At 65.7% G+C, this 23,900-nt stretch carries 25 protein-coding genes; 13 read left to right on the top strand and 12 right to left on the bottom strand.

Translation table 11 applies throughout. The features are described 5' to 3' along the window. Positions 1–42 precede the first annotated feature (42 nt). From ABG82_RS08970 to ABG82_RS29220, 6 genes are all read left to right on the top strand, one after another. Positions 43–1,725: a nitrite/sulfite reductase gene (locus tag ABG82_RS08970; RefSeq protein ID WP_043075901.1), complete on the top strand. Its 1,683-nt coding sequence runs from the start codon at positions 43–45 to the stop codon at positions 1,723–1,725. Continuing rightward, entirely contained in the window at positions 1,722–2,435 is a 714-nt protein-coding gene (locus ABG82_RS08965) for a phosphoadenylyl-sulfate reductase (RefSeq protein ID WP_043075902.1), read from the top strand. The genes ABG82_RS08970 and ABG82_RS08965 overlap by 4 nt, the downstream gene beginning before the upstream one ends. Beyond that, on the top strand, positions 2,432–3,358 hold the full coding sequence (gene cysD, locus ABG82_RS08960; RefSeq protein WP_043076106.1) for a sulfate adenylyltransferase subunit CysD: 927 nt from the start codon (positions 2,432–2,434) through the stop codon (positions 3,356–3,358). The genes ABG82_RS08965 and cysD overlap by 4 nt, the downstream gene beginning before the upstream one ends. Beyond that, positions 3,358–4,650 (top strand): sulfate adenylyltransferase subunit 1, encoded by a 1,293-nt coding sequence (locus tag ABG82_RS08955; RefSeq protein WP_043075903.1) that lies wholly within the window; start codon positions 3,358–3,360, stop codon positions 4,648–4,650. Before cysD ends, ABG82_RS08955 begins: the two co-directional genes overlap by 1 nt. Then, a complete protein-coding gene (locus tag ABG82_RS08950) occupies positions 4,643–5,338 on the top strand; it encodes a sirohydrochlorin chelatase (RefSeq protein WP_043075904.1) in 696 nt (231 codons plus the stop codon). Before ABG82_RS08955 ends, ABG82_RS08950 begins: the two co-directional genes overlap by 8 nt. 78 nt (positions 5,339–5,416) lie before the next feature. Then, entirely contained in the window at positions 5,417–5,569 is a 153-nt protein-coding gene (locus ABG82_RS29220; RefSeq protein ID WP_078343575.1) for a zinc transporter permease, read from the top strand. A 120-nt stretch (positions 5,570–5,689) separates the two neighbouring features. Here ABG82_RS29220 and ABG82_RS08940 read toward each other — a convergent pair whose 3' ends face one another. From ABG82_RS08940 to ABG82_RS08920, 5 genes are all read right to left on the bottom strand, one after another. Then, positions 5,690–6,715, bottom strand: coding sequence for a sulfate/molybdate ABC transporter ATP-binding protein (locus tag ABG82_RS08940; RefSeq protein WP_005060315.1), 1,026 nt, complete (start codon positions 6,713–6,715; stop codon positions 5,690–5,692). A gap of 24 nt (positions 6,716–6,739) precedes the next feature. Beyond that, positions 6,740–7,552 carry a sulfate ABC transporter permease subunit CysW gene (gene cysW / locus ABG82_RS08935; protein WP_043075906.1) on the bottom strand — a complete coding sequence of 271 codons (813 nt, stop codon included), beginning with the start codon at positions 7,550–7,552 and terminating at the stop codon, positions 6,740–6,742. Beyond that, positions 7,549–8,322: a sulfate ABC transporter permease subunit CysT gene (gene cysT, locus ABG82_RS08930; protein ID WP_043076107.1), complete on the bottom strand. Its 774-nt coding sequence runs from the start codon at positions 8,320–8,322 to the stop codon at positions 7,549–7,551. The genes cysW and cysT overlap by 4 nt, the downstream gene beginning before the upstream one ends. Before the next feature lie 113 nt (positions 8,323–8,435). Next, entirely contained in the window at positions 8,436–9,494 is a 1,059-nt protein-coding gene (locus tag ABG82_RS08925) for a sulfate ABC transporter substrate-binding protein (RefSeq protein WP_043075907.1), read from the bottom strand. Between the two features lie 386 nt (positions 9,495–9,880). Next, on the bottom strand, positions 9,881–10,141 hold the full coding sequence (locus ABG82_RS08920; protein WP_043075908.1) for a hypothetical protein: 261 nt from the start codon (positions 10,139–10,141) through the stop codon (positions 9,881–9,883). 59 nt (positions 10,142–10,200) lie between these two features. Between ABG82_RS08920 and ABG82_RS08915 the strand changes: the two genes are divergently transcribed. Genes ABG82_RS08915 through ABG82_RS08895 form a run of 5 tightly spaced genes read left to right on the top strand, consistent with a single transcriptional unit; the run spans position 10,201 to position 15,078 of the window. After that, a complete protein-coding gene (locus ABG82_RS08915; protein ID WP_043075909.1) occupies positions 10,201–11,751 on the top strand; it encodes a hypothetical protein in 1,551 nt (516 codons plus the stop codon). Further along, the gene (locus ABG82_RS08910; RefSeq protein WP_043075910.1) at positions 11,748–12,161 is read left to right on the top strand and encodes a hypothetical protein; all 414 of its coding nucleotides are present in this window, start codon (positions 11,748–11,750) and stop codon (positions 12,159–12,161) included. The genes ABG82_RS08915 and ABG82_RS08910 overlap by 4 nt, the downstream gene beginning before the upstream one ends. A 1-nt stretch (position 12,162) precedes the next feature. Beyond that, the gene (locus ABG82_RS08905) at positions 12,163–13,320 is read left to right on the top strand and encodes a hypothetical protein (RefSeq protein WP_043075911.1); all 1,158 of its coding nucleotides are present in this window, start codon (positions 12,163–12,165) and stop codon (positions 13,318–13,320) included. Then, a complete protein-coding gene (locus ABG82_RS08900) occupies positions 13,317–13,838 on the top strand; it encodes a hypothetical protein (protein WP_043075912.1) in 522 nt (173 codons plus the stop codon). The genes ABG82_RS08905 and ABG82_RS08900 overlap by 4 nt, the downstream gene beginning before the upstream one ends. Further along, a complete protein-coding gene (locus ABG82_RS08895) occupies positions 13,825–15,078 on the top strand; it encodes an FAD-dependent oxidoreductase (RefSeq protein WP_043075913.1) in 1,254 nt (417 codons plus the stop codon). Before ABG82_RS08900 ends, ABG82_RS08895 begins: the two co-directional genes overlap by 14 nt. On the opposite strand, the gene ABG82_RS08890 is transcribed toward ABG82_RS08895, so the two are convergent. The 5 genes from ABG82_RS08890 to ABG82_RS08870 are packed head-to-tail and all read right to left on the bottom strand — an operon-like array spanning position 15,068 to position 19,866. Next, entirely contained in the window at positions 15,068–15,853 is a 786-nt protein-coding gene (locus ABG82_RS08890; protein WP_043075914.1) for a hypothetical protein, read from the bottom strand. The genes ABG82_RS08895 and ABG82_RS08890 overlap by 11 nt on opposite strands. A gap of 16 nt (positions 15,854–15,869) precedes the next feature. Further along, positions 15,870–16,670, bottom strand: a complete 801-nt coding sequence (locus ABG82_RS08885; RefSeq protein WP_043075915.1) for a hypothetical protein — start codon at positions 16,668–16,670, stop codon at positions 15,870–15,872. Continuing rightward, positions 16,667–18,637, bottom strand: coding sequence for a glycoside hydrolase family 15 protein (locus ABG82_RS08880; protein ID WP_043075916.1), 1,971 nt, complete (start codon positions 18,635–18,637; stop codon positions 16,667–16,669). The genes ABG82_RS08885 and ABG82_RS08880 overlap by 4 nt, the downstream gene beginning before the upstream one ends. 39 nt (positions 18,638–18,676) lie before the next feature. After that, positions 18,677–18,859 (bottom strand): hypothetical protein, encoded by a 183-nt coding sequence (locus tag ABG82_RS08875; RefSeq protein WP_043075917.1) that lies wholly within the window; start codon positions 18,857–18,859, stop codon positions 18,677–18,679. An 8-nt stretch (positions 18,860–18,867) separates the two neighbouring features. Then, positions 18,868–19,866 carry a nitronate monooxygenase gene (locus ABG82_RS08870; RefSeq protein WP_043075918.1) on the bottom strand — a complete coding sequence of 333 codons (999 nt, stop codon included), beginning with the start codon at positions 19,864–19,866 and terminating at the stop codon, positions 18,868–18,870. A gap of 55 nt (positions 19,867–19,921) precedes the next feature. On the opposite strand from ABG82_RS08870, the gene ABG82_RS08865 reads away from it, so the two are divergent. Then, positions 19,922–20,674: a DUF899 domain-containing protein gene (locus ABG82_RS08865; RefSeq protein ID WP_196770502.1), complete on the top strand. Its 753-nt coding sequence runs from the start codon at positions 19,922–19,924 to the stop codon at positions 20,672–20,674. A gap of 21 nt (positions 20,675–20,695) precedes the next feature. On the opposite strand, the gene lepA is transcribed toward ABG82_RS08865, so the two are convergent. Further along, positions 20,696–22,537 carry a translation elongation factor 4 gene (gene lepA / locus ABG82_RS08860; protein ID WP_043076108.1) on the bottom strand — a complete coding sequence of 614 codons (1,842 nt, stop codon included), beginning with the start codon at positions 22,535–22,537 and terminating at the stop codon, positions 20,696–20,698. Positions 22,538–22,614: 77 nt separating this feature from the next. On the opposite strand from lepA, the gene ABG82_RS08855 reads away from it, so the two are divergent. After that, entirely contained in the window at positions 22,615–23,214 is a 600-nt protein-coding gene (locus ABG82_RS08855; RefSeq protein WP_043075920.1) for a type II toxin-antitoxin system PemK/MazF family toxin, read from the top strand. A gap of 18 nt (positions 23,215–23,232) precedes the next feature. On the opposite strand, the gene ABG82_RS08850 is transcribed toward ABG82_RS08855, so the two are convergent. Next, positions 23,233–23,889 (bottom strand): TetR/AcrR family transcriptional regulator, encoded by a 657-nt coding sequence (locus ABG82_RS08850; RefSeq protein ID WP_043075921.1) that lies wholly within the window; start codon positions 23,887–23,889, stop codon positions 23,233–23,235. Positions 23,890–23,900: the final 11 nt, after the last annotated feature.

The raw sequence follows: 23,900 nt of genomic DNA, 5'->3' as shown, positions 1-23,900 counted from the left end.
GGTGTGTCGCCCACGACTGTGCCTGCCTTCGTTAGGAGCACCATGACAACCAGTGAGACCCGGCCCGCGCGCCCCAAGCAACAGCGCAGCGAGGGCCAATGGGCACTCGGCGAACACGAACCGCTGAACCCCAACGAGCAGGTGAAGAAGGACGACCACCCGCTGAACGTGCGCGAGCGCATCGAGACCATCTATGCCCATAAGGGCTTCGAGAGCATCGACAAGACCGACCTGCGGGGCCGGTTCCGGTGGTGGGGGCTGTACACCCAGCGCAAGCCCGGTTTCGACGGCACCTGGACCGGTGACGAGAACACCGACATGCTCGAGGACGACCACTTCATGTTGCGGGTGCGTTCGGACGGCGGCGCACTGACGACCGCGGCGCTGCGCACCCTGGGCGATCTGTCCACCACCTACGCGCGCGACACCGCAGATCTCTCCGACCGCGAGAACGTGCAGTACCACTGGATCCGCGTCGAGGACATGCCGGAGATCTGGCGCCGTCTCGACGAGGTGGGCCTGTACACGACGCAGGCCTGCGGCGATTGCCCCCGCGTGATCCTCGGCTCGCCGCTGGCCGGCGAATCCCTGGATGAGGTGCTCGATCCGACGCCCGCCATCGACGAGATCGTGCGCCGGTACATCGGGAAGAAGGAGTACGCCAACCTTCCCCGCAAATTCAAGACGGCGATCTCCGGCCTGCAGGACGTGGTGCACGAGATCAACGACGTCGCGTTCATCGGCGTGGTGCACCCCGAGCACGGCCCGGGCCTGGACGTATGGGTAGGCGGCGGCCTGTCGACCAACCCCATGCTGGCCCAGCGCCTCGGTGTGTGGGTGCCCCTGGACGAGGTACCCGATGTCTGGGAGGGCGTTGTCAGCATCTTCCGTGACTATGGCTACCGGCGCCTGCGCTCCAAGGCGCGTCTCAAGTTCCTGGTCAAGGATTGGGGCGTCGAAAAGTTCCGCGAGGTTCTCGAAACCGAGTACCTCAAGCGGCCGTTGCTCGACGGACCCGCTCCGGAGCAGCCGGCACGCCCCATCGACCACGTCGGTGTGCAGCGACTCAAGAACGGGCTCAACGCCGTTGGGGTCTCCCCCATTGCCGGCCGGGTGTCCGGCACCATCCTGTCGGCGGTTGCCGATCTTGCCGAGAAGGCCGGTTCGAACCGCGTCCGTTTCACCCCGTACCAGAAGCTGATCATCCTCGATGTGAGCGATGACGAGTTGCCCGCGCTCGTGGCCGGACTCGACGCGCTGGGTCTGCCGTCGCAGCCATCGCACTGGCGCAAGAACCTGATGGCGTGCACCGGCATCGAGTTCTGCAAGCTCTCGTTCACCGAGACCCGCAAGCGCGCACAGGATTTGGTGCCGGAGCTGGACCGGCGCCTCGACGACCTGAACGCCCAGCTCGACACACCCGTCACCATCAACATCAACGGATGCCCCAACTCGTGCGCACGCTCGCAGGTCGCCGATATCGGCTTCAAGGGCCAGATGGTGGACGACGGTGAGGGCAACAGCGTCGAGGGATTCCAGGTGCACCTGGGCGGAAGCCTGGGCCTGGACAGTGGTTTCGGCCGCAAGCTGCGTCAGCACAAGGTCACCAGCACCGAGCTCGGCGACTACATCGACCGGGTGGTGCGCAACTTCGTCGCACAGCGCACCGATGGAGAGCGCTTCGCGCAGTGGGCCGTTCGCGCCGAGGAGGCGGACTTGCGATGAGCCCGAAGACAACCACCAAGGATCTCGACGCGCTGCGCGCGCTGGCCGAACGCGGTGCCGCCGAGCTGCAAGACGCCTCCGCCGAGGAGCTGCTGCGGTGGACCGACGAGAACTTCGGCGGCAACTATGTGGTGGCCTCCAACATGCAGGACGCGGTGCTGGTTGACCTTGCCGTACAGGTGCGTCCGGGTGTCGATGTGTTGTTCCTGGACACCGGGTATCACTTCGCCGAGACCATCGGCACCCGCGATGCCGTGGAATCGGTGTACGACATCCACATCGTCAATGTGGCCCCCGAGCAGTCGGTGGCGCAACAGGACGAGTTGGTGGGCAAGGACCTGTTCTCCACTGATCCCGGCGAATGCTGCCGCCTGCGCAAGGTGGTGCCGCTGCGTAAGTCACTGGCCGGGTACTCCGCCTGGGTGACGGGACTGCGCCGCGTCGATGCACCGACACGCGCCAACGCGCCGTTGATCAGCTTCGACGAGGCATTCGGACTGGTGAAGATCAACGCCATCGCGGCCTGGTCCGACGAGGACATGCAGAAGTACATCGACGAGCACGGCACCCTGGTGAATCCGCTTGTGGATGAGGGCTATCCGTCGATCGGCTGTGCTCCCTGCACGGCCAAGCCGGCACTCGGTGGCGACGCACGAAGCGGACGCTGGCAGGGCCTCGCCAAGACAGAATGCGGGTTGCACGCCTCATGACGACTGACATTGGAACGGAAGCCGTGTTGAATCAGACAGAGACGCTCACCGACCTGGAATCCGAGTCGATACACATCATCCGGGAAGTGGCCGGGGAGTTCGAGCGCCCGGTGCTGCTGTTCTCCGGCGGCAAGGACTCGACGGTGCTGCTGCACATCGCACTCAAGGCCTTTTGGCCCGCACCACTTCCCTTCGCGCTGCTGCACGTCGACACCGGACACAACCTCCCCGAGGTGCTGGCCTTCCGCGACGAGATCGTGGAACGCCACAACCTGCGCCTGGTGGTCTCGAATGTCGAGGACTACCTGGCCGACGGCCGTCTGACCGAGCGGCCGGACGGAATCCGTAACCCGCTGCAGACCATCCCTCTGCTTGAGGCCATCACCGACAACAAGTTCGACGCGGTGCTGGGCGGCGGACGCCGTGACGAAGAGCGCTCGCGGGCCAAGGAGCGAATCTTCAGTCTGCGCAACGCTTTCGGCCAGTGGGATCCCAAGAAGCAACGTCCCGAGCTGTGGAGTCTGTACAACGGGCGACATGCCCCGGGCGAGCATGTGCGGGTGTTCCCGATCAGCAACTGGACCGAGCTCGACGTGTGGCGTTACATCGCCCGCGAGAACGTGCAACTGGCCAGCCTCTACTACGCGCACGAGCGCGAGGTGTTCAACCGGGACGGCATGCTGCTGACTCCCGGCCCGTGGGGTGGTCCCCGCGATGGCGAGGAGCTGCAGACACTTTCGGTGCGCTACCGCACCGTCGGCGATGGTTCGACCACCGGCGCGGTGCTCTCGGACGCCACCGATGTGCACGCGGTGCTGGCCGAGGTGGCCTCCTCCCGGATCACCGAACGCGGTGCGACCCGTGGCGATGACCGAGTGTCCGAGGCGGCGATGGAAGACCGCAAGCGAGAGGGCTATTTCTGATGTCTGATCTTCTACGCATTGCCACCGCCGGCAGCGTCGACGACGGTAAGTCCACCCTGGTGGGCCGGCTGCTGTACGACACCAAATCGGTGCTTATCGACCAGTTCGACGCCGTCACAAAGGCTTCCGAGTCACGTGGGCTCGACGCCCCCGACCTGTCGCTGCTTGTGGACGGGCTGCGCGCCGAGCGCGAGCAGGGCATCACCATCGACGTGGCGTACCGCTACTTCGCGACGCCCAAGCGCTCGTTCATCCTGGCCGACACCCCCGGACACGTGCAGTACACCCGGAACACGGTGTCCGGAGCCTCGACCGCGCAGCTGGTGATCCTGCTGGTTGACGCGCGCAAGGGCGTCATCGAGCAGACCCGTCGTCACGCGGCGGTGCTGGCGCTGTTGGGCGTGCCACGACTGGTGCTGGCGGTCAACAAGATTGACCTGGTGCCCGACAGCGCTCGCATCTTCGAGGCCATCAGTGCCGAGTTCAACGAGCTGACCAGCTCGCTGGGCTGGAAGCCCGAGAATGTGGTCGAGATCCCGGTCTCGGCACTGCACGGCGACAACATTGCCAGCCGCAGCGAGCGCACCGGCTTCTACAACGGACCCACCCTCATCGAGCACTTGGAATCGGTTCCGGCGCATGGCGAATCAGAGGCAGCGTCCGGCACCATCGGCCTGCGTTTCCCCGTGCAATATGTGATCCGGCCGCGCACCGCCGAGTATCCCGATTACCGCGGCTACGCCGGCCAGGTCGCCGCCGGTGCCGTGCGGGTGGGTGACGAAGTGGTGATCTCCCCCGCCGGCCAGCGCACCACGGTGGCGGGTATCGATACCGCGGACGGGCCACTCGAGGTGGCGGAGGCCGGTCGCAGCGTCACCTTGATCCTTGCCGACGATGTGGACGCCTCACGTGGTGATCTCATCGCATCGCCCGATGTCCCAGAACCGGTCTCGGAGCTCGAAGGCACCGTGTGCTGGCTGGCCGACAAGCCCTTGAAGGCCGGAGCGCGGCTGCTGCTCAAGCACGGCACCCGCACGATTCCGGCGATCGTCGGCGAGCTGGTTGAGCGCTTCGACGAGCAGAACCTGTCTGCCGATCCACAGCCGGAATCGTTGGAACTCAACGATATCGGGCAGATCAGCATTCGCCTGGCCGAAGCGATCAGCGTTGACGAGTACGTCGCGGACCGCACAGCGGGCAGCTTCCTGCTGATCGATCCGTCGAGCGGCAACACGCTGGCGGCGGGGCTGGTCGGCGACGCCCTGCGCGCCGTCGAACTGAATCGTGCGTAGTCCAACACTTCTCGCCGTTGCGCACGGGAGCCGTGACCCGCGATTCGCGGACAATGCCCGCCGTCTGATTGGGCAGATACGGCGGCTGCGGCCGGATCTGGACGTCCGGCTGGCGTTCCTCGAGTTGTCGGAGCCCAACGTTGTCGAGGTGCTGGGCGATCTGACCGGTGATGCGGTGGTGGTGCCGCTGTTGCTGTCCGATGCCTATCACGCGCGGATCGACCTGCCCACAGTGCTGTCGACGGCACCCGCCGGGCTCCGGGTGACCCAGGCCGCCGTGCTCGGCGCCGATGACCGGCTGCTGGAGCTGGCCCGGCGGCGGGTGGACGAGGTCGGCGTCGAGAACCCCGGGGTGATTCTCACCGCGGTCGGTTCCTCCGATTCCAGCGCGAACGCACGCACCCGGGCGCTGGCCGCGCAGTGGCGAATCTCGACGACGGTGTTCGCCACCGGAGAGTCGGCGAGCCTTGCCGACGCGACCGAATTGCTGCGAGCCCGCGGCGCTACGGAAGTCGTTGTGGCACCGTGGTTTCTGTCCCCCGGCCTACTACTGGACCGGGTACGCGCCGAGGCAGCTCGGCTCGAGGTACCGGTGGCGGCCGCGCTTGGCGCCGATCGACTGGTCGCCGAGGTTGTGGTGCGCAGATACATGTCAGCGATCACCACGCCGGTCCCCGCACTCATCTAGCAGGCCCGCCCGGAAAAGTGGACACCGCTTCTACCGAACACATTGTTACATGCGCATGTGTGCGATACGGTCATACCCATGACGAGCACCGAGCACGAAACCCACAGCCATCCCGATCACACTCACGGCCCCGATTGTGGCCACGAAGCAGTTGCTCACGAGGATCACGTGGATTACATCCACGATGGTCACCGCCACGCCCCGCACGGCGATCACTACGACGAGCACTAGAGCTCGATAACGACATGGCCCCCGGGGATGCCCGGGGGCCATTTCTCTATCTCGCCTCGGCGAACCTCCCAGCGCAACGCATCAGACACCGTCGATACGCCGCGGAAGGACACGGAAGGACTACGACGCGACCTCGGCCAGCTCGCCGACATCGGGCACCCGCGTCACCCGCACGTAGACCGGATCGCCCTCGCGCAGCCCGAGCGCCTCGGCATCACCGCGAGTGATCTGCGCGGTGAACTGTTCTCCGGTCGCCGCGCTGGTCAGCTCGACACGCACCTCGAACCCGAGGTACACCACGCGGTCGACGGTCGCCTTCGTCACGCCCGTGGTTTCCCCGGTGCCTTCTGCCGCGGCGCGCGCCAGGTCCGCATTGCGCCCCACACGAATATCGTGCGGGCGCACCAGGATTCCGTTGAGCTTGGCCACCGGCCCAAGAAAGGACATCACGAAGCTGTTGGCCGGGCGGTCGTACAGATCCTCCGGCGATCCAACCTGCTCGATCCGGCCCTTGTTGAGTACCGCGATCCGGTCGGCCACATCCAGCGCCTCGGCCTGATCGTGCGTCACCAGCACGGTGGTCACATGCACCTCGTCATGCAGTCGGCGCAGCCACGCGCGCAGGTCCTCGCGCACCTTGGCGTCCAGCGCCCCGAACGGCTCATCCAACAGCAGCACCTGCGGATCAACGGCCAGGGCGCGCGCGAGCGCCATGCGCTGACGCTGCCCACCCGAGAGCTGCGCCGGGTAGCGGGTGTGGAAACCGCTGAGCCCCACTACCTCCAGCAGATCGTCGACCTTCTTCTTGATCTCCGCCTTCGGCTTCTTGCGGATCTTGAGACCGAAAGCGACGTTCTCCCACACCGTCAGATGCTTGAACGCGGCATAGTGCTGGAACACAAATCCGATATCGCGGCGCTGCGGCGGCACACCGGTGACGTCGCGGCCGTTGATGGTGATGGTGCCGCTATCCGGGTTGTCCAGCCCCGCGATCGAGCGCAGCAGCGTCGACTTACCCGAGCCCGACGGCCCCAGCAGTGCCGTCAACGACCCGCTGGGCACGTCGAAGTCGATGTTGTCGAGGGCGGCAAAGTCGCCGTAGTGCTTGTTGGCGCCGCGGACGGTGATGGTGTTTTCAGCAGTCATGAGGAAACTCCTTGGTAGCTAAGGCTATTTCGAGGTCTTGGCACGGTTGCGATCGAGAACCACCTGCACGACGAGGACGATGAGCGCCACCCCCATCAGCACGACGGACAGCGCGTACGCCCCGTATTCGTCACCGCGCAGATGCCGATCGGACACCAGCAGCGTCAGTGTTTGCGACTTCCCGGGCAGGCCGGAGGACACCATGATCACCGCGCCGTACTCACCCAGGGTGCGGGCGACGGTCAGCACGATGCCGTAGGTGAGACCCCACCTGATGGACGGCAAGGTGATCCGCCAGAACGTCTGCCACGGATTGGCGCCCAGCGTCGCGGCGGCCTGCTCCTGGTCGTCGCCGATCTCATGCAGCACCGGCTCGACCTCACGGATCACGAACGGCAACGTCACGAAGATGCTCGCCAACACGATGCCGGGCAGCCCGAAGATGATCTTGAACTTCCAGTCGTTCTCCACGAATCCGAGCAGTCCCGCCGAACCCCACAGCACGATCAGGGCCACACCCACGATGACCGGAGACACCGCGAAGGGCAGGTCGATGACGGCCTGCAGAATGCCTTTGCCACGAAACTTGTTGCGGGCCAGTACTAATGCCGTCGGTACCCCGAAGATCACGTTGAGCGGCACCACGATGGCCACCACCAGCAGCGAGAGATTGAACGCGGAGATCGCGGCCGGCGTGGAGATGTACTCCCAGAACTGGACCAGTCCCGGCGCGAATGCCCGCCACAGGATCAGGCCCAGCGGCACAATCAGCAGCACCGCCACGTACAGCAGCGCCAGTGTGCGCAGCGCGTACTTGACCGCAGGAGAGAGCGTCATCGATCAAGTTCCTCTCGCTTGGCCGCACGCGAACCCAGTCCGCGCAGGACGAACAGCACCACGAACGAAATAGCCAGCAGCACAATGGAGATGGCGGCCGCACCGGTTCGGTCGTCGTTCTCGATCAGAGTGCGGATCCACTGCGAGGACACCTCGGTTTCCCCGGGCACCGCACCACCGATCAGCACGACGGAACCGAATTCACCGATGGCTCGGGAGAACGCCAGCCCGACGCCCGACAAGAGCGACGGCAGCAACGCCGGCAAAATCACCTTGCTGAAGATCACCGGATTGCTGGCGCCCAGCGATGCCGCGGCCTCCTCCACCTCGCGTTCGAGTTCGAGCAGCACCGGCTGCACCGCCCGCACCACGAACGGCAGCGTCACGAACAGCAGGGCGATCCCCACGCCCCATTTGGTGTGCTGCAAATGCACATTGATCGGGCTGCTCGGTCCATACAGGGCCAGCAGCACGATGCTGGCCACGATGGTGGGCAACGCGAACGGCAGATCGATCAGCGTGTCGACTATCCGCTTGCCCGGGAAGTTGTCGCGCACCAGCACCCAAGCCACCAGCAGACCGAACAGGCCGTTGAGGACGGCCACCGCGATCGAGATCAGCAGCGTCACCCTGAACGAGGCCAGTGCCGAGTTCGAGGTGACAGCACTGACGAAAGCGCCCCAGCCACCCTCCGCGGACTGCCAGACGATGGCCGCCAGCGGCAGCAGCACAATGACCGACAGCCAGATACTCGCCACACCGATGCGCAATGGGTCGTCACTGAAGCGCTTGCGTGAGCGCGCCGCAGACGTGCTGGACTGTCCGGCCGGTGGCACCTTGTCCTCCGAATTGTCCTGTGAGGTGGGCTTTTCGATCACGGTACTCATCCGGTCGCCTCTTTGTAGATCTTGGTGATGGATCCGTCGTTTTTGTCGAACAATTCCTTGTCGACGTTCTTCCACCCGCCCAAATCCTTGATGGTCCACAACTTGGACGGCACCGGGAACGAGGACGCGAACTCCGCCGCCACCCCGGGGTCCACCGGCCGGAACCCGGTCTTGGCCCAGATGCGCTGCGCCTCAGGCGTGTACAAGAAATTCTTGAACTCGGTGGCCTTCTTGACATGCAGGCTCTCGGAAACCACCGCCACCGGATTCTCGATCTTGAAGGTGATCGGCACGTTGACATGCTCGATCGGCTTTCCGAGGCTTTCGGTGAAGATGGCCTCGTTCTCGTAGCTGATCAGCACGTCACCGCTGCCCTGCACGAAGACCTCGGTGGCCTCGCGGCCCGAACCCGGCCGCATCTTGACGTGCTCACGCACCAGCTTGGAGACGAAATCCAGTCCGGCTTGCGGGTTCTTACCGCCCTCGCTCTTCGCCGCGTACGGAGCCAACAGGTTCCACTTGGCCGAGCCCGAACTCAGCGGGCTGGGGCTGATCACCTCCAGGCCGGGCTGCAGCAGATCGTCCCAGTCCTTGACGTGCTTCGGGTTGCCCTTGCGGACAACCAAAGTCACCACCGACCCGAACGGGATGCCGCCGAAAGCATCCTTATCCCAATCCGCGGAAACCTTCTTGGCCTTCACCAGCCGGGTGATGTCGGGCTCTACCGAAAAGTTGACGATGTCGGCAGGCTTGCCGCCCTCAACCCCCCGGGACTGATCGCCCGACGCCCCGTAGGACTGGGTGATCTGTATCCCCTTACCGGCTTCGGTGGCGTTGAAGGCCGGGATGATCTCGCGGAAGCCAGGTTCGGGAACCGCATAGGCCACCAGGGTCAGCGTGGTATCGGCATCACCGCCTCGACCGCCACCAGGCACATCGCTCGGCCCGCCCTGGCAGGCGGCGGTCAGCGCGACGGCGACGACAAGCGCGCTTGCGATGAGCCCCCTGGGCGAAGAGCGATAGGGACCGTGGACTGACGATCTACTGGGGATCAAGACAACCCTTTCCGTGGCTGGGATTTGAAGGAGAACCGAAAGGAATCTCGGGCCCGGCCACGGAATGCGGACGTCAGCTCAGCGGGAGGGTCGGGTTGACCTGGGCCGAGGCGGCACGCGCGGACGGGCGAAAACCGTCAGCGACAACAGGCGACGTCGACAACCGGACCCACAGCAATGAGCGCCAACTCATGGCGCGGCTGGTATCCGGAAGACATGGCGGGAAGCCTAGCAGAGCTTATTGATGCCGTCTTAACGGATGAACGACCAGGTAGAGGCGGGTATTACCTCAACCGTTGGTGGCTATCGGCTCAACAGCCAGGCGACTATGACCAGAAGCGCCAGCGCAACCAGCGCCAACGTGACCCGAGACTGCGGCATGCCACTCATGAAAGGTCTCCCGGGGCGACTACCGCTACCGGATTCTCGGCAGGATGACGGCGCGCCACCTGATACCAGCGGACAACGCGATTAGCCGTGCTGAACAGCAGAAACAGGATCCTGTCACCCGCCACCGCCATCACATAGGCCAGCGCCAGCACTACAGGCATCACGATGATCGTTTGCAGGATGAAGCCACGTCCGCTCAGCCACAGCTCGACACCATCCCACCAACTCAGGATGCCGATCACGCTGTCGCTGTTCACGCGGCCAGTTTAGGCGGACCGCGTCGGAGCCCCGTCAGCGCAGGGCAGACTGGACACCGATGAACCGCGTGCACACGAAATGCCTGTTCCTGGTGCTTGCACTATCCACGCTGTTCAGCGGTACCCCTGTCGCGATGGCGGACTCTGCGACCGCCGGCTCCGACGTACAGGTCGCACAGAGTCTCGGCGGGCGTGAACTCACCGTCGTGGCCCGCCGCGTCACCAGCATCCCCGGCCCGCTGCACGTGGACGTCATCACGCATCAGGGCACCGCCGCCGGTCCGCTCCGCTTGCAACTCATCCCGACCGGCGCCGGCACCGACGAAGACGAACCCGCACCGGGGGTGCCCACCTCGACGGCCATGGTGGCGCTCGGCGAGAAACCCGGCCCATACAGCGCGACCCTCACGGTCGACCGCACCGGTCCGGCCGACCTCACCATCAGCGACGGGGTACACACCGCACGGGTTCCTCTCGTCCTCATGGGGCAGGCGATGTCCCCGCCGGAACGCGTGGCGTATCTGGGTTTGGCCAGCACCGGATTGCTGCTGGTGGTGTCACTGGTGGTCGCAACCCGAGTACGCCGCGGAATCTGGATCGCGCTGCCGGTCACCGCCACGGTGGTAGCTCTTGCGGTCGCGATCACCGGCGCGGTGCTGTCCGCGTCGGCACCGCCCCCGCCCGAACCGGGCCTGTTACGTGACCCGACCGTGGACAACACCGCCAATCCGTACCAACTCGACCGCCCCGCCGTCACCGACTACTCCCGGCCGTCGGCAATGCTGGTGGCCGAACAACCCGAACTGGACTCGGGGCGGACAACGGACGTCGGCTTCTCGCTGATCGACACCGCCACCGGACTTCCCGTCGACGATCTGGTGATCCACGACAGTGCGTTGATCCACCTGCTCGTGGTGGCCCCAGACGGACAGCTGTCCCATCTACATCCGATAAGGGTTGCGCCGGGCAGCTATTCGGTGCCGTTGTCACCGCGGCTAGCCGGACGACACGCCGTCTCCGCCGAGTTCGTGCGGCGCGGCGGCGGCGTACAGACGGTGCGCCTGCCCGGCGGACTGACAGCGCGCGGCGGAAAACCCGCACCGCCCGCCGCGTTCGACGGCCCCGGCATGCGCATGATGGACGGGCTGCACGTGCATGTCAGTGCCACCGGGCTGCGCGCCGGGCGCCCGACAACTCTCTCGGCCACCATCGGATCCGAGCCGGTGTTGCAACCATGGCTGGGCATGCTCGGCCACCTGGTCATCGCCGGACCAATTCCACGCCATACTTCCGCGAGCGACCTCGGCACCGCGGTGCAGGATTCGGCGTTGTGGGCACACGCGCACTCGATGGGCGGCCATGGCGCGTCCGATATGCCCGGCATGGAACACGGCGCCCACCACCAGGCTGTTGCCGATGAGGCCATGCCACCCATGGTCGGGGCGCCCCCGCTCAACGGTGACAGTCCCCCCGACGAGACGGTCGCCGCCTTCGGACCCGACGTACCGTTCACCTTTACCTTCCCCAAGCCGGGCCGATACCTCGCCTGGATTCAGGCACAGCGCGACTATCGGGTGCTCACCATCCCGGTACGGCTGGACATCTCATGACCCGTCGCGTGTGGGCGGGTCTGGTGCTCATCGTTGCCATAGTGCTGACGCTCACCTGGATCGCGTGGCCCAGCCCGCCCCGGGCCGTCACCCTGTACTCCGGCACCGAGCACTACACCGTCACGGTCACCGTGGACGACCCACGAGTCGGAACGAGCGCACTGGAACTGGCCATCGCCGAACGGGAGGACCACGAACTGCCCGGATCCGAGTCGGTGACGGTCGAACTGGTCATGCCGCTGATGGGTCACGCCATGCCTCCGCTGCGGGAGGTGGTGTCGGGCCGCACGAAATTCGACCAGGTGATGCTGTCGATGGCCGGCCCGTGGGAAATAGTCGTGACCATCACGCCGCAGTCAGGTGATCCCGATGAACGCGCGACGATGCCACTATGGGTGAGTGGAGGTTGAGATGAGCCCCGAGACGCGCGTCGCACGCGCAAGTGCCGAACACACGCCGAGAATCGCCAGCGCCACCATCGAGAAGTACGCGCCGCTGGGGGCATACGGGGTGCTGCTGGGCAGCATCGTGGGTGCCACGGGTACCACGTGGGACGTGCAGTGGCACAACGACGTAGGCCCCGATACATTCTTCACGCTGCCGCACCTGTTCCTGTATTCGGGCAGCGCCATCAGCGGAATCGCCAGCCTTGCCATGGTTTTGATGGTCACCGGCGCCCAGCGCGTCGGCGAACAGGTACCACGCTGGGTGGGTGGCGTGCCCATCCGTGTGTTCGGCGGAAGTTTCACCGCTCCCCTGGGCTTTCTCCTTTCCGGTTGCGGGGCAGCGTCGTTCCTGCTGTACGGACTGCTCGATTTGTGGTGGCACACGGTGTACGGGTTCGACGCGGTGCTGGCCTCGCCGCCGCACTTCGCCCTCTTCGTCTCCGGGACGGTCACCGATCTGGGCAGTATCGTGACGTTCGCCGCGGCGCGCCGGTTCGGCTGGGGAACAGCCGGTTTGATGGCGCAATCGTCACTGGTGGCGGCGATGACCGCGGTCCCGTTCAGCGCGCTGTTCCTCTTCAAATTCGACTTCAACCCCATCTCGTTGGGGTCGGCGTTCATCGTTCCGTTCGTCCTGCTGGTCGTCGCCGGTGTGGTCCGGTCGGTGGCGGCACCATTCGGCGTCGCGGTGATCATGGGCGCCGTCCAGGCCATCTTCTGGTGGTTCTCACCGTGGGCCGCACGCGAATACGCCGCCGCGGTGGGACTGCCGCTGCGTGATGATCTGTGGGGCGGCGCCCCGGCGATACCGGCGATGATGCCGATGTTCCTGCTGGTCTTCGCCGCCCTTGCCGCGGGCCTGCTGCACCTCGCCAAGGATCAGGCATGGCAGCGGCGCTCGATGACCATCATCGGCGCCATCCTCGGCTCGGTAGCCGGCATGGGATACCTGCTGCAGGGGGCGCTCGTGTACCGGCAAGGCACCGAAACGGTGGGCAACTACGTCACCGTCGGGCTTGCCGGCCTGGCACTGGGTGCGCTCGCCGGCTTCCTGGCGCAACGCATCGCCCTGATGTTGCGGGTACCCGGAAACGACGCCGATCAGGTGGGGGCCGCGGCGTGAGGTCCCTGCGCATCCTGTGGGCATGTCTGACGGTGATCTGCCTGTCGCTCGGAACCACCGCGCCGGCCAACGCCTACGCACCCGTCAACGTGGTGCATACCGAACACGTGGTCGCCGGGCCCTACGCGTTGACCATCGGCTTCTCGACATGGCCGCTACGCGCCATGCAGTCGCTCGACTTCACCTTCATTCCCGCCGACGGGATTACCGGCAAGTCCGGCACCCTGACCGTCGTTCCGCCCGACGGGCGCACATGGCCGGCCGAGCCCTTGGCCCGCCATCCGCGCAAGCGCGAGGTCTGGGGTCTGGACATCAAGGCGCTGCAGGAGCAGGGTCATTTCCAGTTCATCTTCGATATCGACGGCCCACAGGGGCCGGGCAAGGGCACGCTCGACCTCGATGTACTGCCCCAACCCGGACCGCCTTTGGCACTGAGCTGGGCGATTTCGTTGATTCCGCTGTTCGCGTTGATCGGCGTTCTGATCGTGGCGTGGAGGAGGACCCGTGAGCAAACCTGAACTGCCACAGAGCACTACATGTGCCATCGCCGGCGGAGGTCCCGCCGGGATGATGCTGGCGCTGCTGCTGGCGCGTGCCGGTGTCGACGTCACCGTGCTGGAGAAGCATCCGGATTTCCTGCGGGATTTCCGCGGCGACACGGTGCACGCCAGCACCCTGAACCTGATCGACGAGTTGGGCCTGGGGCCCCGGTTCGCGGCGATGCCGCACAACCTGGTGGAGCAGGTCACCGTGGACCTGGGCGAGCAGACCTTCCGCCTGGGTGATCTGAACCGGCTGCCCGGACCGCACAAGCACATCGCGATGGCGCCCCAATGGGACTTCCTGGAGATGCTGGCGAGCGCCGCGGAGACCGAACCCACGTTCCGCCTGCTGCGCAGCACCGAGGCCACCGGCCTGCTACGTTCCGGCGACCGCATCACCGGTGTCGAATATCGCACCGCCGCAGGCGAAACCGGCCAGCTCAAGGCCGACCTCACCGTTGCCTGCGACGGGCGTGGTTCGGTGCTGCGTGCCGCGGCCGGCATGCGGCCGCGACAATTCGGTGTTCCGATCGACATCTGGTGGTTCCGCCTCCCCAAGCGTCCCGGCGATCCCCAAGGACCGCGGGCACGCGTCGGCACCAACCGATTCATGGTGATGCTCGACCGTGGCGACTACTTCCAGTGCGGATACCTGATCGGCAAGGGCACCGACTCGCAGATGCGCAGCGGCGACGTGCAGGTGCTGCGTGACCGGATCGCCGAGATGGTGCCCTGGCTGGCCGACCGTACCGACGCCATCACCAGCTGGGACGACGTGAAACTGCTTGATGTGCAACTCAACAGGTTGCGCAAATGGTACCGCAACGGACTGTTGTTCATCGGCGACGCCGCGCACGCGATGTCCCCGGTGGGCGGCGTCGGCATCAATCTGGCGATCGCCGACGCGGTGGCCACCGCCCGCATTCTGGCCGAGCCGCTGCGCACCGGGACATTGACGACGGCCGACCTTCGCAAGGTCCAGCTGCGCAGGTGGGGACCGACCGCCCTGATCCAGCGCATCCAACGGGCCGTGCACCGGCGGGTGTTCTCGGCCGTGGACTCCGCCACCGCGGTCACCCCCAGCACCAAGATCGCGTCGGTGTTGTCCGTCGCCACCAAATACCCGTGGTTGCAGGCGATTCCGGCCTACGGCGTGGCGATCGGGCCACTGCCCGAGCACGCGCCCGATTTCGCCCGCCGCTCCCCTACTGGCTGAGGATGGGCACCATCGCGGGAACCACCTGATCGCGAATCTTCTCCCACGGCACGGTGACCGGCACGAAGTCTCCGGCCACATGCGGAACCGAGATGTAGAACGTCAAGCCCTTGGGTGCCGGGACCCAGTGCAGGAACTGCTCGGATTTCATGTCCCCGGCGGCCTTGATGCGATCCGGCGGGCCCAGTTCCTGGGCCAGCGTGCGCAACCGCGCCCGCGCGGCGTTCTGGTCCGCGAAGATGTCACCGACCATGATCGGTTGCGCCGTATCGGTATTGATGGTGATGGTCGCCACCCGGTGGCTGGGGTACGGGCCGCCGCTATTGGTGAGGAACACCGCCACCCCCGTCACCACGTGCGGGCCGATGAACGAGACCCGGCTCGATTCCTGGGCCTGCAGCTGCCCATCACCCACGTTCGCCGGCTTGGTGAGCTTGGGATCGTCCAACGCGCGCACCGTGTCGTTCAGCGCGGCGCGCATGCCTTCGTTGAAGCGGTCCCGAGCGGCGGCCTTATCCCCGGTGACTTGAGGCAGTTTGACCTTGTACTCGACTTTCCCCTTCTTACCGCTCACCTCATCCAGCATCGGGGTGAAGCCGAATGCCGGTTTGGCGGTGGGTGGTGCCGCTGCCGGGGTAAGTGCCACTGCCGGTTTCGATGGTGTCGTGCTGGACGAAGGCGGCGCAGGGGGCTGCGTGGGTTGCGGTGGCGGTTGCAGACACCCCGCCATGAGTCCGCACGTCAACACCAGCATCGAGACAAGACCTGACTTCACAAGCAAATACCCCCCACTACGGACTGAGCACCGGCACGATCTTGGGATCGACCAGATCACGAATCCCGTCCCACGGCACGGTAATCGGTACAAAATCACCGGCGGCATGTGAGACGGGGACATAGAACCGCAGGCCCGTCGGCGCGGGCAACCATTGTTCGAGTCGTACGTTGACAGTGTCCGGCCGCACCCGCCCGGAGGGATCCAGGCCGGGAAGCACCTGCCTCAGCCGTTCCATCGCCGAGTACTGATTGGGAAAGAGGTCGTCATAGGTGATGGGCTGTGCGGTGTCGCTGTTGATCACTGTCGTCGAGACGGTCACATTCGGGTGAGCAGCACCGCCCGCATACCAGAGGTACACCTGGATGCCGCCCACCACGTGCGGCCCGATGACGGCGACACGGGTGGTTTCGGGTCCCGGCCCCACATCACCGTCGTTGATCGACGCCGTCAGATCCTTGTTCGGGCCAGGCAGGTTCTCGATCAGGTCCCGTAGTGCGGCACGAGTGCCGGCGTTGAACCGATCGCGTACGGCGTCTGCCCCGCCGGACAGCTGCGGTAGATGCACGTCATAGGTGACCGTTCCCTCCATGCCCTTTGCCTCGGCCAATTCGGGGACGAAGCCAAAGGCGGGCGGTGCGGTGCCGGGGGCGGGCTCGGCCGGGCCGGGATTCACCGCCGAACTCGACGACGCCGGCCCCGTGGTGGACTCCGGAGCGGTGGCCGTCTGATCGGTCTGGTCGGCGCTACGGCCGCAACCAGCCACGATCACACACATCACCACCGCAACAGCGGCGGCACCGCCCCGCACCGTCATGTTGGCGCGTTGGCGGGTTGGAAGGTTCCACTCATGTCTGCCTCCTCTTCGGCCCGGATGACATGTACGACCGCATTGATCAACGCCAGGTGAGTGAACGCCTGCGGGAAGTTGCCCAAGTGACGCCCGGTACGCGGGTCGATCTCCTCGGCGTAGAGCTGCAGTGGGCTGGCGAAGGAAAGCAGCCGCTCACAGAGGTGCCGCGCCCGGCGCACCTCGCCGATCTCGACCAGCGCCGACACCAGCCAAAACGAGCAGATGGTGAAGGTGCCTTCCTCTCCCGACAGCCCGTCATCGGTTTCCTCCACCCGATAGCGCAGCACCAGTCCGTCATGGGTCAGCTCATCGGCGATCGCCAGCACCGTCGCCCGGATCCGCGGATCATCGGAAGGCAGGAAGCGGTTCAGCACCGCCAGCAGCAGCGAGGCATCCAATGCCGTTGAACCGTAACGCTGTACCAACACGCCACGCTCGTCGACGCCATGCTCCAGGATGTCTTCCTTGATCTCATCGGCGACACCACGCCACTGCTGGGCGTAGCTTTTCTCGCCGTGCATCTCGGCAAGCTTGGCGCCGCGGTCCATCGCGACCCAACACATGATCTTGGATGAGGTGAAATGCTGCGGCTCGCCGCGCACTTCCCAGATACCGCGGTCTGGTTCACGCCAGTGCCGGGCCGCCTCTTCTGCCTGGTTTTTCAGAATCGGCCACAGTGTTGCCGGGATCTGTTCCCGCGATCTGGCGTGCACATACACCGAATCCAGCATGGTGCCCCAGATGTCGTGCTGGATCTGATCGAAGGCGCCGTTGCCGATGCGCACCGGTCGCGCTCCGTCGTACCCGGACAGATGGTGCAGCTCCCCCTCGGTCAAGGTCCGTTCACCACCCACGCCGTACATCACCTGCAACGGATGTTTCTCACCGTTGTTCGCCCCCGAGGCGTCGGCGATGAACGAGAAGAAATCGTCGGCCTCCCGGTCCAGACCCAACGTGTACAGACCCCACAACGCGAAGGTCGAGTCACGCACCCATGAGTACCGATAGTCCCAGTTACGCACGCCCCCAGGTGTTTCCGGGAGCGACGTGGTCGACGCCGCCAGCAGCGCTCCGGTCGGCGAGTACGCCAGCCCCTTGAGCACCAACGCGCTGCTCTGCAAATACGAGCGCCACGGATGATCGGGAAATTCGCCGATGTTGATCCACTGCCGCCAGGCCTCGGCGGTCTTCCACATCTTGTCGGCCGCCTCCGCATATGTCTGCGGCACAGGGTGTTTCGACCAACTCAACGCTACGAACACATTGTCGCCCTCGGTGAGCCGGGTGCGGGCCCGCGCTTCCCGGCCTTCCAGACCCAGCCGCAGATTCGTGGTGAGTTTCAGCGTCGGATTGGCGTCCGGGTTCTTGGTGGCCCGGCATATCGCCTCGCCGTATCCGTCGCCGGAGTACTCCCAGCTGGCGCCCTCACGGTGATAGTCGAAAGCAGGCTCGCAGTTCATCAGCACCTCGACCGTCCCACTGACACAGCGCACGGTGCGCAGCAGGATGTGCTCGGCATCCCAATCGGTGGGGGTGCGCTTATGCGTTTTCGAACGGGAATCGACATCGTGCCAGGGCCCCAGGACCAGTGCGTCACGGACCGTGAGCCACCCGGTCTTGGTCTGCCATGTGGTTTCCACCATCAGGCTGCCGGGCAGGTAGCGGCGTGCGGCGGGCACGCTGTGCCCGTAGGGCGCGATCCGGAAATGGCCCGCCCCGCGATCAAGGATTGCCCCGAAGATGCTCGGCGAGTCCGGTCGTGGCACGCACATCCACTCCACCGACCCGTTCGAGGCGATCAGGCAGGTGTTCTCCCAATCCGAGAGAAACGCGTAGTCGGCAATGGGCGGAAAGGGGCCGCGCCGCTGGACGGGAGACTGACTGGAAAGCAGTCCTTCGAGCGACAGCTCGGGATCAACAGACGACACCATCCGACCATCGTAGGTGCGATCTGGCTACGCACCGTTCATTTAGCGCCGGCCACGCAGGTAGATACCGAGTCCACCGAAGAGCAGCAGATTGAATACCAAGAGCGCCACAAGAACACCCGCGGAACCGCCGCTGCGCGGACCGGCCAGATAGATGATCAGATCGATGCCGATCAGCAGGCATGCGGCAACGAGCACGGTCCAGATGAGGGTGGCTGGTTTCACGTCGATACCTATCCTTGCGCGGCGATCAGTTCGGTGGCCAGGGTAGCCATCAGTTCGGCCACCGGCAGCGCCCGGGCGCGGTGGTGTTCGGTGCCCGCCCACAGCGACATGACATCCGGGTCCCCGCTGGCCCGCAGTTCTTTGGTCGCGGAGTTCAGGGCCGGGAAGCTCACCGGGGCAACCGATTCCATGTCTCGCTGGAAAGCATTGGAGATGCTGCGCGCCGGCCGCCCGGAGAAGACACGGGTCACCACGGTGGCGGCGGGTTCCAGCAGGGCGTCTTTGTAGACCTGTTTGGCTCCCGACTCGTCGGTGACCACCAGCGCGGTACCCAGCTGCGCGGCCGCCGCCCCCGCGGCCAGCACGCGGGCAATATCCGCGCCATCCATGATTCCGCCGGCGGCAACGATCGGCAGCGCTGTGACCGCCCGAACACTCGCGATCAGGTCCAGCAACGGCTCCTCTGGGGCGCCCGCGTCGAAACTGCTTCGATGACCGCCGGCCTCCGGGCCCTGTACCACCAGTACGTCGGCCCCGATCCCCTCGGCGATCTTGGCCTCCGCCGCACTGGTGACGGTGATCCACACCTCGGAACCGGCATCGCGCAGCCGGTGCGCGTCCGCGGCGGTGGGCACGCCAAAAGTGAAGGACACCACCGGCACCGGATTGGCGATCAGATATTCGATCTTGTCGGCATATGCGTCGTCATGCCAGACCGGGTCGCCGGGAGCGACCTCAAGTTTGTCGGCCCAGATCTTCAGCTTGTCCAGGTACTCGCTGAGGTCGGCGCCCTGATCAGGGGTGGGCACGAACACGTTGAAACCGAAGGGCAGCCCCCCCATGGCCTCGCGGTCCTGCTGCAGTTGCGCGACGGTGCGATATCCGGCGGGCAGCAGCCCGAATCCACCCGCGGCGCTCACGCCACGCGCCAAGGCGGGAACGGTGATTCCGCCGGCCATCGGCGCACCCACCACAGGAAGACGAAGCCCGGCAAGCACGGTACTCATACATCTGAGCGTATCGACGCGATGAGTTTTCCCGCCGGGGTGGGTCGGTATGGATATGACCTCAGCACCTGCCTATCCCGCCGCCGTCACCCGAGAGGAATGGCTGGCGGCCCGAAAACGGCTACTGGCCCGCGAGCGGGAGGTCACACATCTGCGCGACGCCGTCAACGCCGAACGACGGCGGCTGCCCATGGTGAAGGTCGACAAGGACTACCTCTTCGAAGGGCCCGAGGGCCGCGTGGGGCTCCTGGACATGTTCGACGGGCGGCACACGCTCTACATCCATCACTTCATGTGGCTCGATGACCTCGACCGAGGCTGCCCCAGCTGCACCGGAGCCGCCGACATGACGTTCACCCCACAAGATGTCAGGCTGCTGCACGACAAGGGCGTCACCTTCGCCTGCGTGTCCCGTGCGCCGTATGCGAGCATCGCGCGGTACCGCGACCAGCATGGCTGGACGTTCCCGTGGTATTCCACCAACGACGGCGATTTCAGCTACGACTTCCACGTCACGCTCGATCCCACACGGGCACCCATCGAATACAACTACAAGTCCGCCGACGAGCTGCGCGCCGAGGGTTTCACCGACAAGGATCTGCGCGGGGACTGGCCCGGCGCCAGCGTCTTCCTGCGCCGCGGGGACCAGGTTTTCCACACCTACTCGACCTTCGCGCGCGGCCTAGACCATTCCGCCGTCGGGTACCCATTCCTGGATCTCACGCCGTACGGGCGTCAAGAACCGTGGGAGGACTCGCCCACCGGGTGGCCGCAGGGCGGGGCCGTCGTCGGCATGCCGAGCGCCTAGGGCGCGAGCGGGGGTACTGGCTTACTTCTTGGGCTTGTCCGCCGTCGACTCGGTGGACAGCGCCGCCACGAAGGCCTCCTGCGGCACCTCGACCCGTCCGATGGTCTTCATGCGCTTCTTGCCCTCCTTCTGCTTCTCCAGCAGCTTGCGCTTACGGGTGATGTCACCGCCGTAGCACTTGGAGAGCACGTCCTTGCGGATGGCCCGAATATTCTCGCGGGCAATGATTCTCGACCCGACGGCGGCCTGCACCGGCACCTCGAACTGCTGGCGCGGGATGAGTTCCTTGAGCTTCACGGTCATCTTGTTGCCGTAGGCGGCGGCGCCGTCTTTGTGCACGATGGCACTGAACGCGTCAACCGCCTCACCCTGCAGCAGGATGTCGACCTTGACCAGATCCGCCTCCTGCTCACCGGCCTCCTCGTAGTCCAGGCTCGCGTAGCCGCGGGTACGGGACTTCAACGAGTCGAAGAAGTCGAAGATGATCTCGCCCAACGGCATGGTGTAACGCAGCTCGACCCGCTCCGGCGACAAGTAGTCCATGCCGCCGAGCTCACCGCGGCGCGACTGGCACAGCTCCATGATCGAACCGATGAACTCGCTCGGCGCGATCACCGTCGTCTTGACCACGGGCTCGAAGACCGAACGAATCTTGCCCTCGGGCCAGATCGACGGGTTGGTCACCATCATCTCGGTGTTATCTTCCTTGACCACCCGGTACACCACGTTGGGTGCGGTCGAGATGAGATCGAGGTTGAACTCGCGCTCCAGGCGTTCCCGGGTGATCTCCATGTGCAGCAATCCCAGGAAGCCGCAACGGAATCCGAAGCCGAGCGCCACCGAGGTCTCCGGCTCATAGGTGAGCGCGGCGTCGTTGAGCTGCAGCTTGTCCAGCGCCTCGCGCAGGTTCGGGTAATCGGATCCGTCCACCGGATACAGACCGGAGTACACCATGGGCTTGGGTTCGCGATAGCCCGTGAGAGGTTCGGTCGCGCCCTTGCGGGCGGAGGTGACGGTGTCACCGACCTTCGACTGGCGCACGTCCTTCACGCCGGTGATCAGGTAGCCCACCTCGCCAACCCCAAGGCCCGCAGAGGGTTTGGGGTCCGGTGAGACGATGCCCACCTCCAGCAGCTCATGGGTGGCACCCGTCGACATCATCGCGATCTTCTCGCGCGGGGTGATCTTGCCGTCCACGACGCGGACGTAGGTGACCACGCCCCGGTAGATGTCGTATACCGAGTCGAAGATCATCGCGCGCGCCGGGGCATCCGGATCACCTTGCGGCGCAGGGATGAGCCGCACCACCTCGTCGAGCAGCGCCGCGACGCCCTCGCCGGTCTTGCCGGAGACCCGCAGCACATCGGAGGGCTCGCAGCCGATGATGTGCGCGATCTCCTCGGAGTAGCGCTCCGGGTCGGCGGCGGGCAGGTCGATCTTGTTCAGGACCGGGATGATGGTCAGGTCCTTGTCCAGCGCCAGGTACAGGTTGGCCAGCGTCTGCGCCTCGATACCCTGCGCGGCGTCGACCAGCAGCACGGCACCCTCACACGCCTCCAGGGCACGGGACACCTCATAGGTGAAGTCGACGTGCCCGGGGGTGTCGATCAGGTGCAGCACATGGTCCTGGCCATTGAGCTGCCACGGCAGCCGCACGTTCTGCGCCTTGATGGTGATGCCACGCTCGCGCTCGATATCCATGCGGTCCAGGTATTGGGCCCGCATGGACCGCTCGTCGACCACACCGGTCAGCTGCAGCATCCGGTCGGCCAGCGTCGACTTCCCGTGGTCGATATGGGCGATGATGCAGAAGTTACGGATCAGCGCCGGATCCGTGAACGTCGCGTCGGCAAAACTTGGCACGGCACCATGCTCCCATGCCGCGCGGCATGCTTCTGACACACGCGTCTGCGGGGGCTACCGGTCAGTATGCTCGCACCATGGCGTCACAGTGGCAGACGCTCGGGCGCAAGCTCGGGAAGATCGCGGTGAACACTCTGGAGCAAGTCGTGTTCCGTGAAGGCCCGAAGGTGCTGCGGCAACTGCAGGGGTCGGAATTCGTCCAGCGCGGGCTTCAGCTCGGGCTGGAGGCGATCGGTGTCGTCGAGCCGGAGCAGCAGACCGCGATCCCCGGCCGCCCGGTGACTCACCGCAGCGTGCCCACCGCCCACCGCGCCCGCCGCATCGAATACACGCCCGACCTGGACGGACGCGCCGATCCCGGGGAAATCGTGTGGACCTGGGTGGTCTACGAGGACGACCCCGCACAGGGCAAGGATCGTCCCGTGCTGGTGGTGGGACGTGACGGCGCGCTACTGCTGGGCCTGATGCTCTCCAGCCAGGCACACCATGACAGCGACCCGCATTGGGTGGCGCTGGGCAGCGGCAGTTGGGATTACGACGGACGCCCCAGCTGGGTGCGCCTGGACCGCGTACTGGACGTCCCCGAGGAGGGCATCCGCCGCGAGGGCGCCATCCTGGACGTGGAGCGGTTCAACGTTGTCGCGGCGCGACTACGCGCCGAATTCTCCTGGAGCTGACGCGAGGCCCGTGCAGCCTCAGCGTGCTCCGTGCTCAATGGAGTTGTGCACCGGCAGCGGCGTGAACATCGCCTGATCGACGAACTGGGCGGTGTATTCGGCCAGTTCTTCACGCTCCAGACGCAGCCGGCCGTCAAGCCATGCCAGCACGGTGCCGGCGACACCGGCGGCCAGGGCCTCTGCCTGAACGGCGGTGTAGTTGGGGTCGGCATCGGGGTCGAACTCCGCGCGCGCCGCACCGAGCATCAGGGCCATGTAATGCGTCAACCGCATGCGGCGACGGGTGAGCCGCTGGCTGCCCATCGCTTCGGTGGCGATGACACGGGCGCGCCGGGGATCGGCGGTCAGCGCGGTCACCGCACCCACGACGCCGGCATGCACCTGCGAGCGCGAGTCCTTGTCGGCAGCGGCCATCGCCGAGCCTGCCGTGGCGATGCTGTCCTCGATGATCCAGTCGAAGACCGCGACCAGCAGCTCGTCGAGCCCGTCGAAGCACTCGTAGAAGTAACGGGTGTTCAGTCCGGCGGTCTTGCAGATCTCCCGAACCGTTGTCGCTGCCCAGCCTGAGCTGGCCATAACCTCGAGGCCTGCCTCGAGGAGGCGTCGCCGCCGCTCCGCGCGGCGCTCGTCTGCCGTTCGTCCGCCGTATAGCCCGGTAGCTTGTTTGGTCACCATGGTCTACGCAT

The sequence above is a fragment of the Mycobacteroides immunogenum genome (assembly GCF_001605725.1).
Classification (GTDB): domain Bacteria; phylum Actinomycetota; class Actinomycetes; order Mycobacteriales; family Mycobacteriaceae; genus Mycobacterium; species Mycobacterium immunogenum.
Note: the sequence above shows the minus strand (reverse complement) of the source record. Positions and strands in the feature narration are given on the sequence as shown.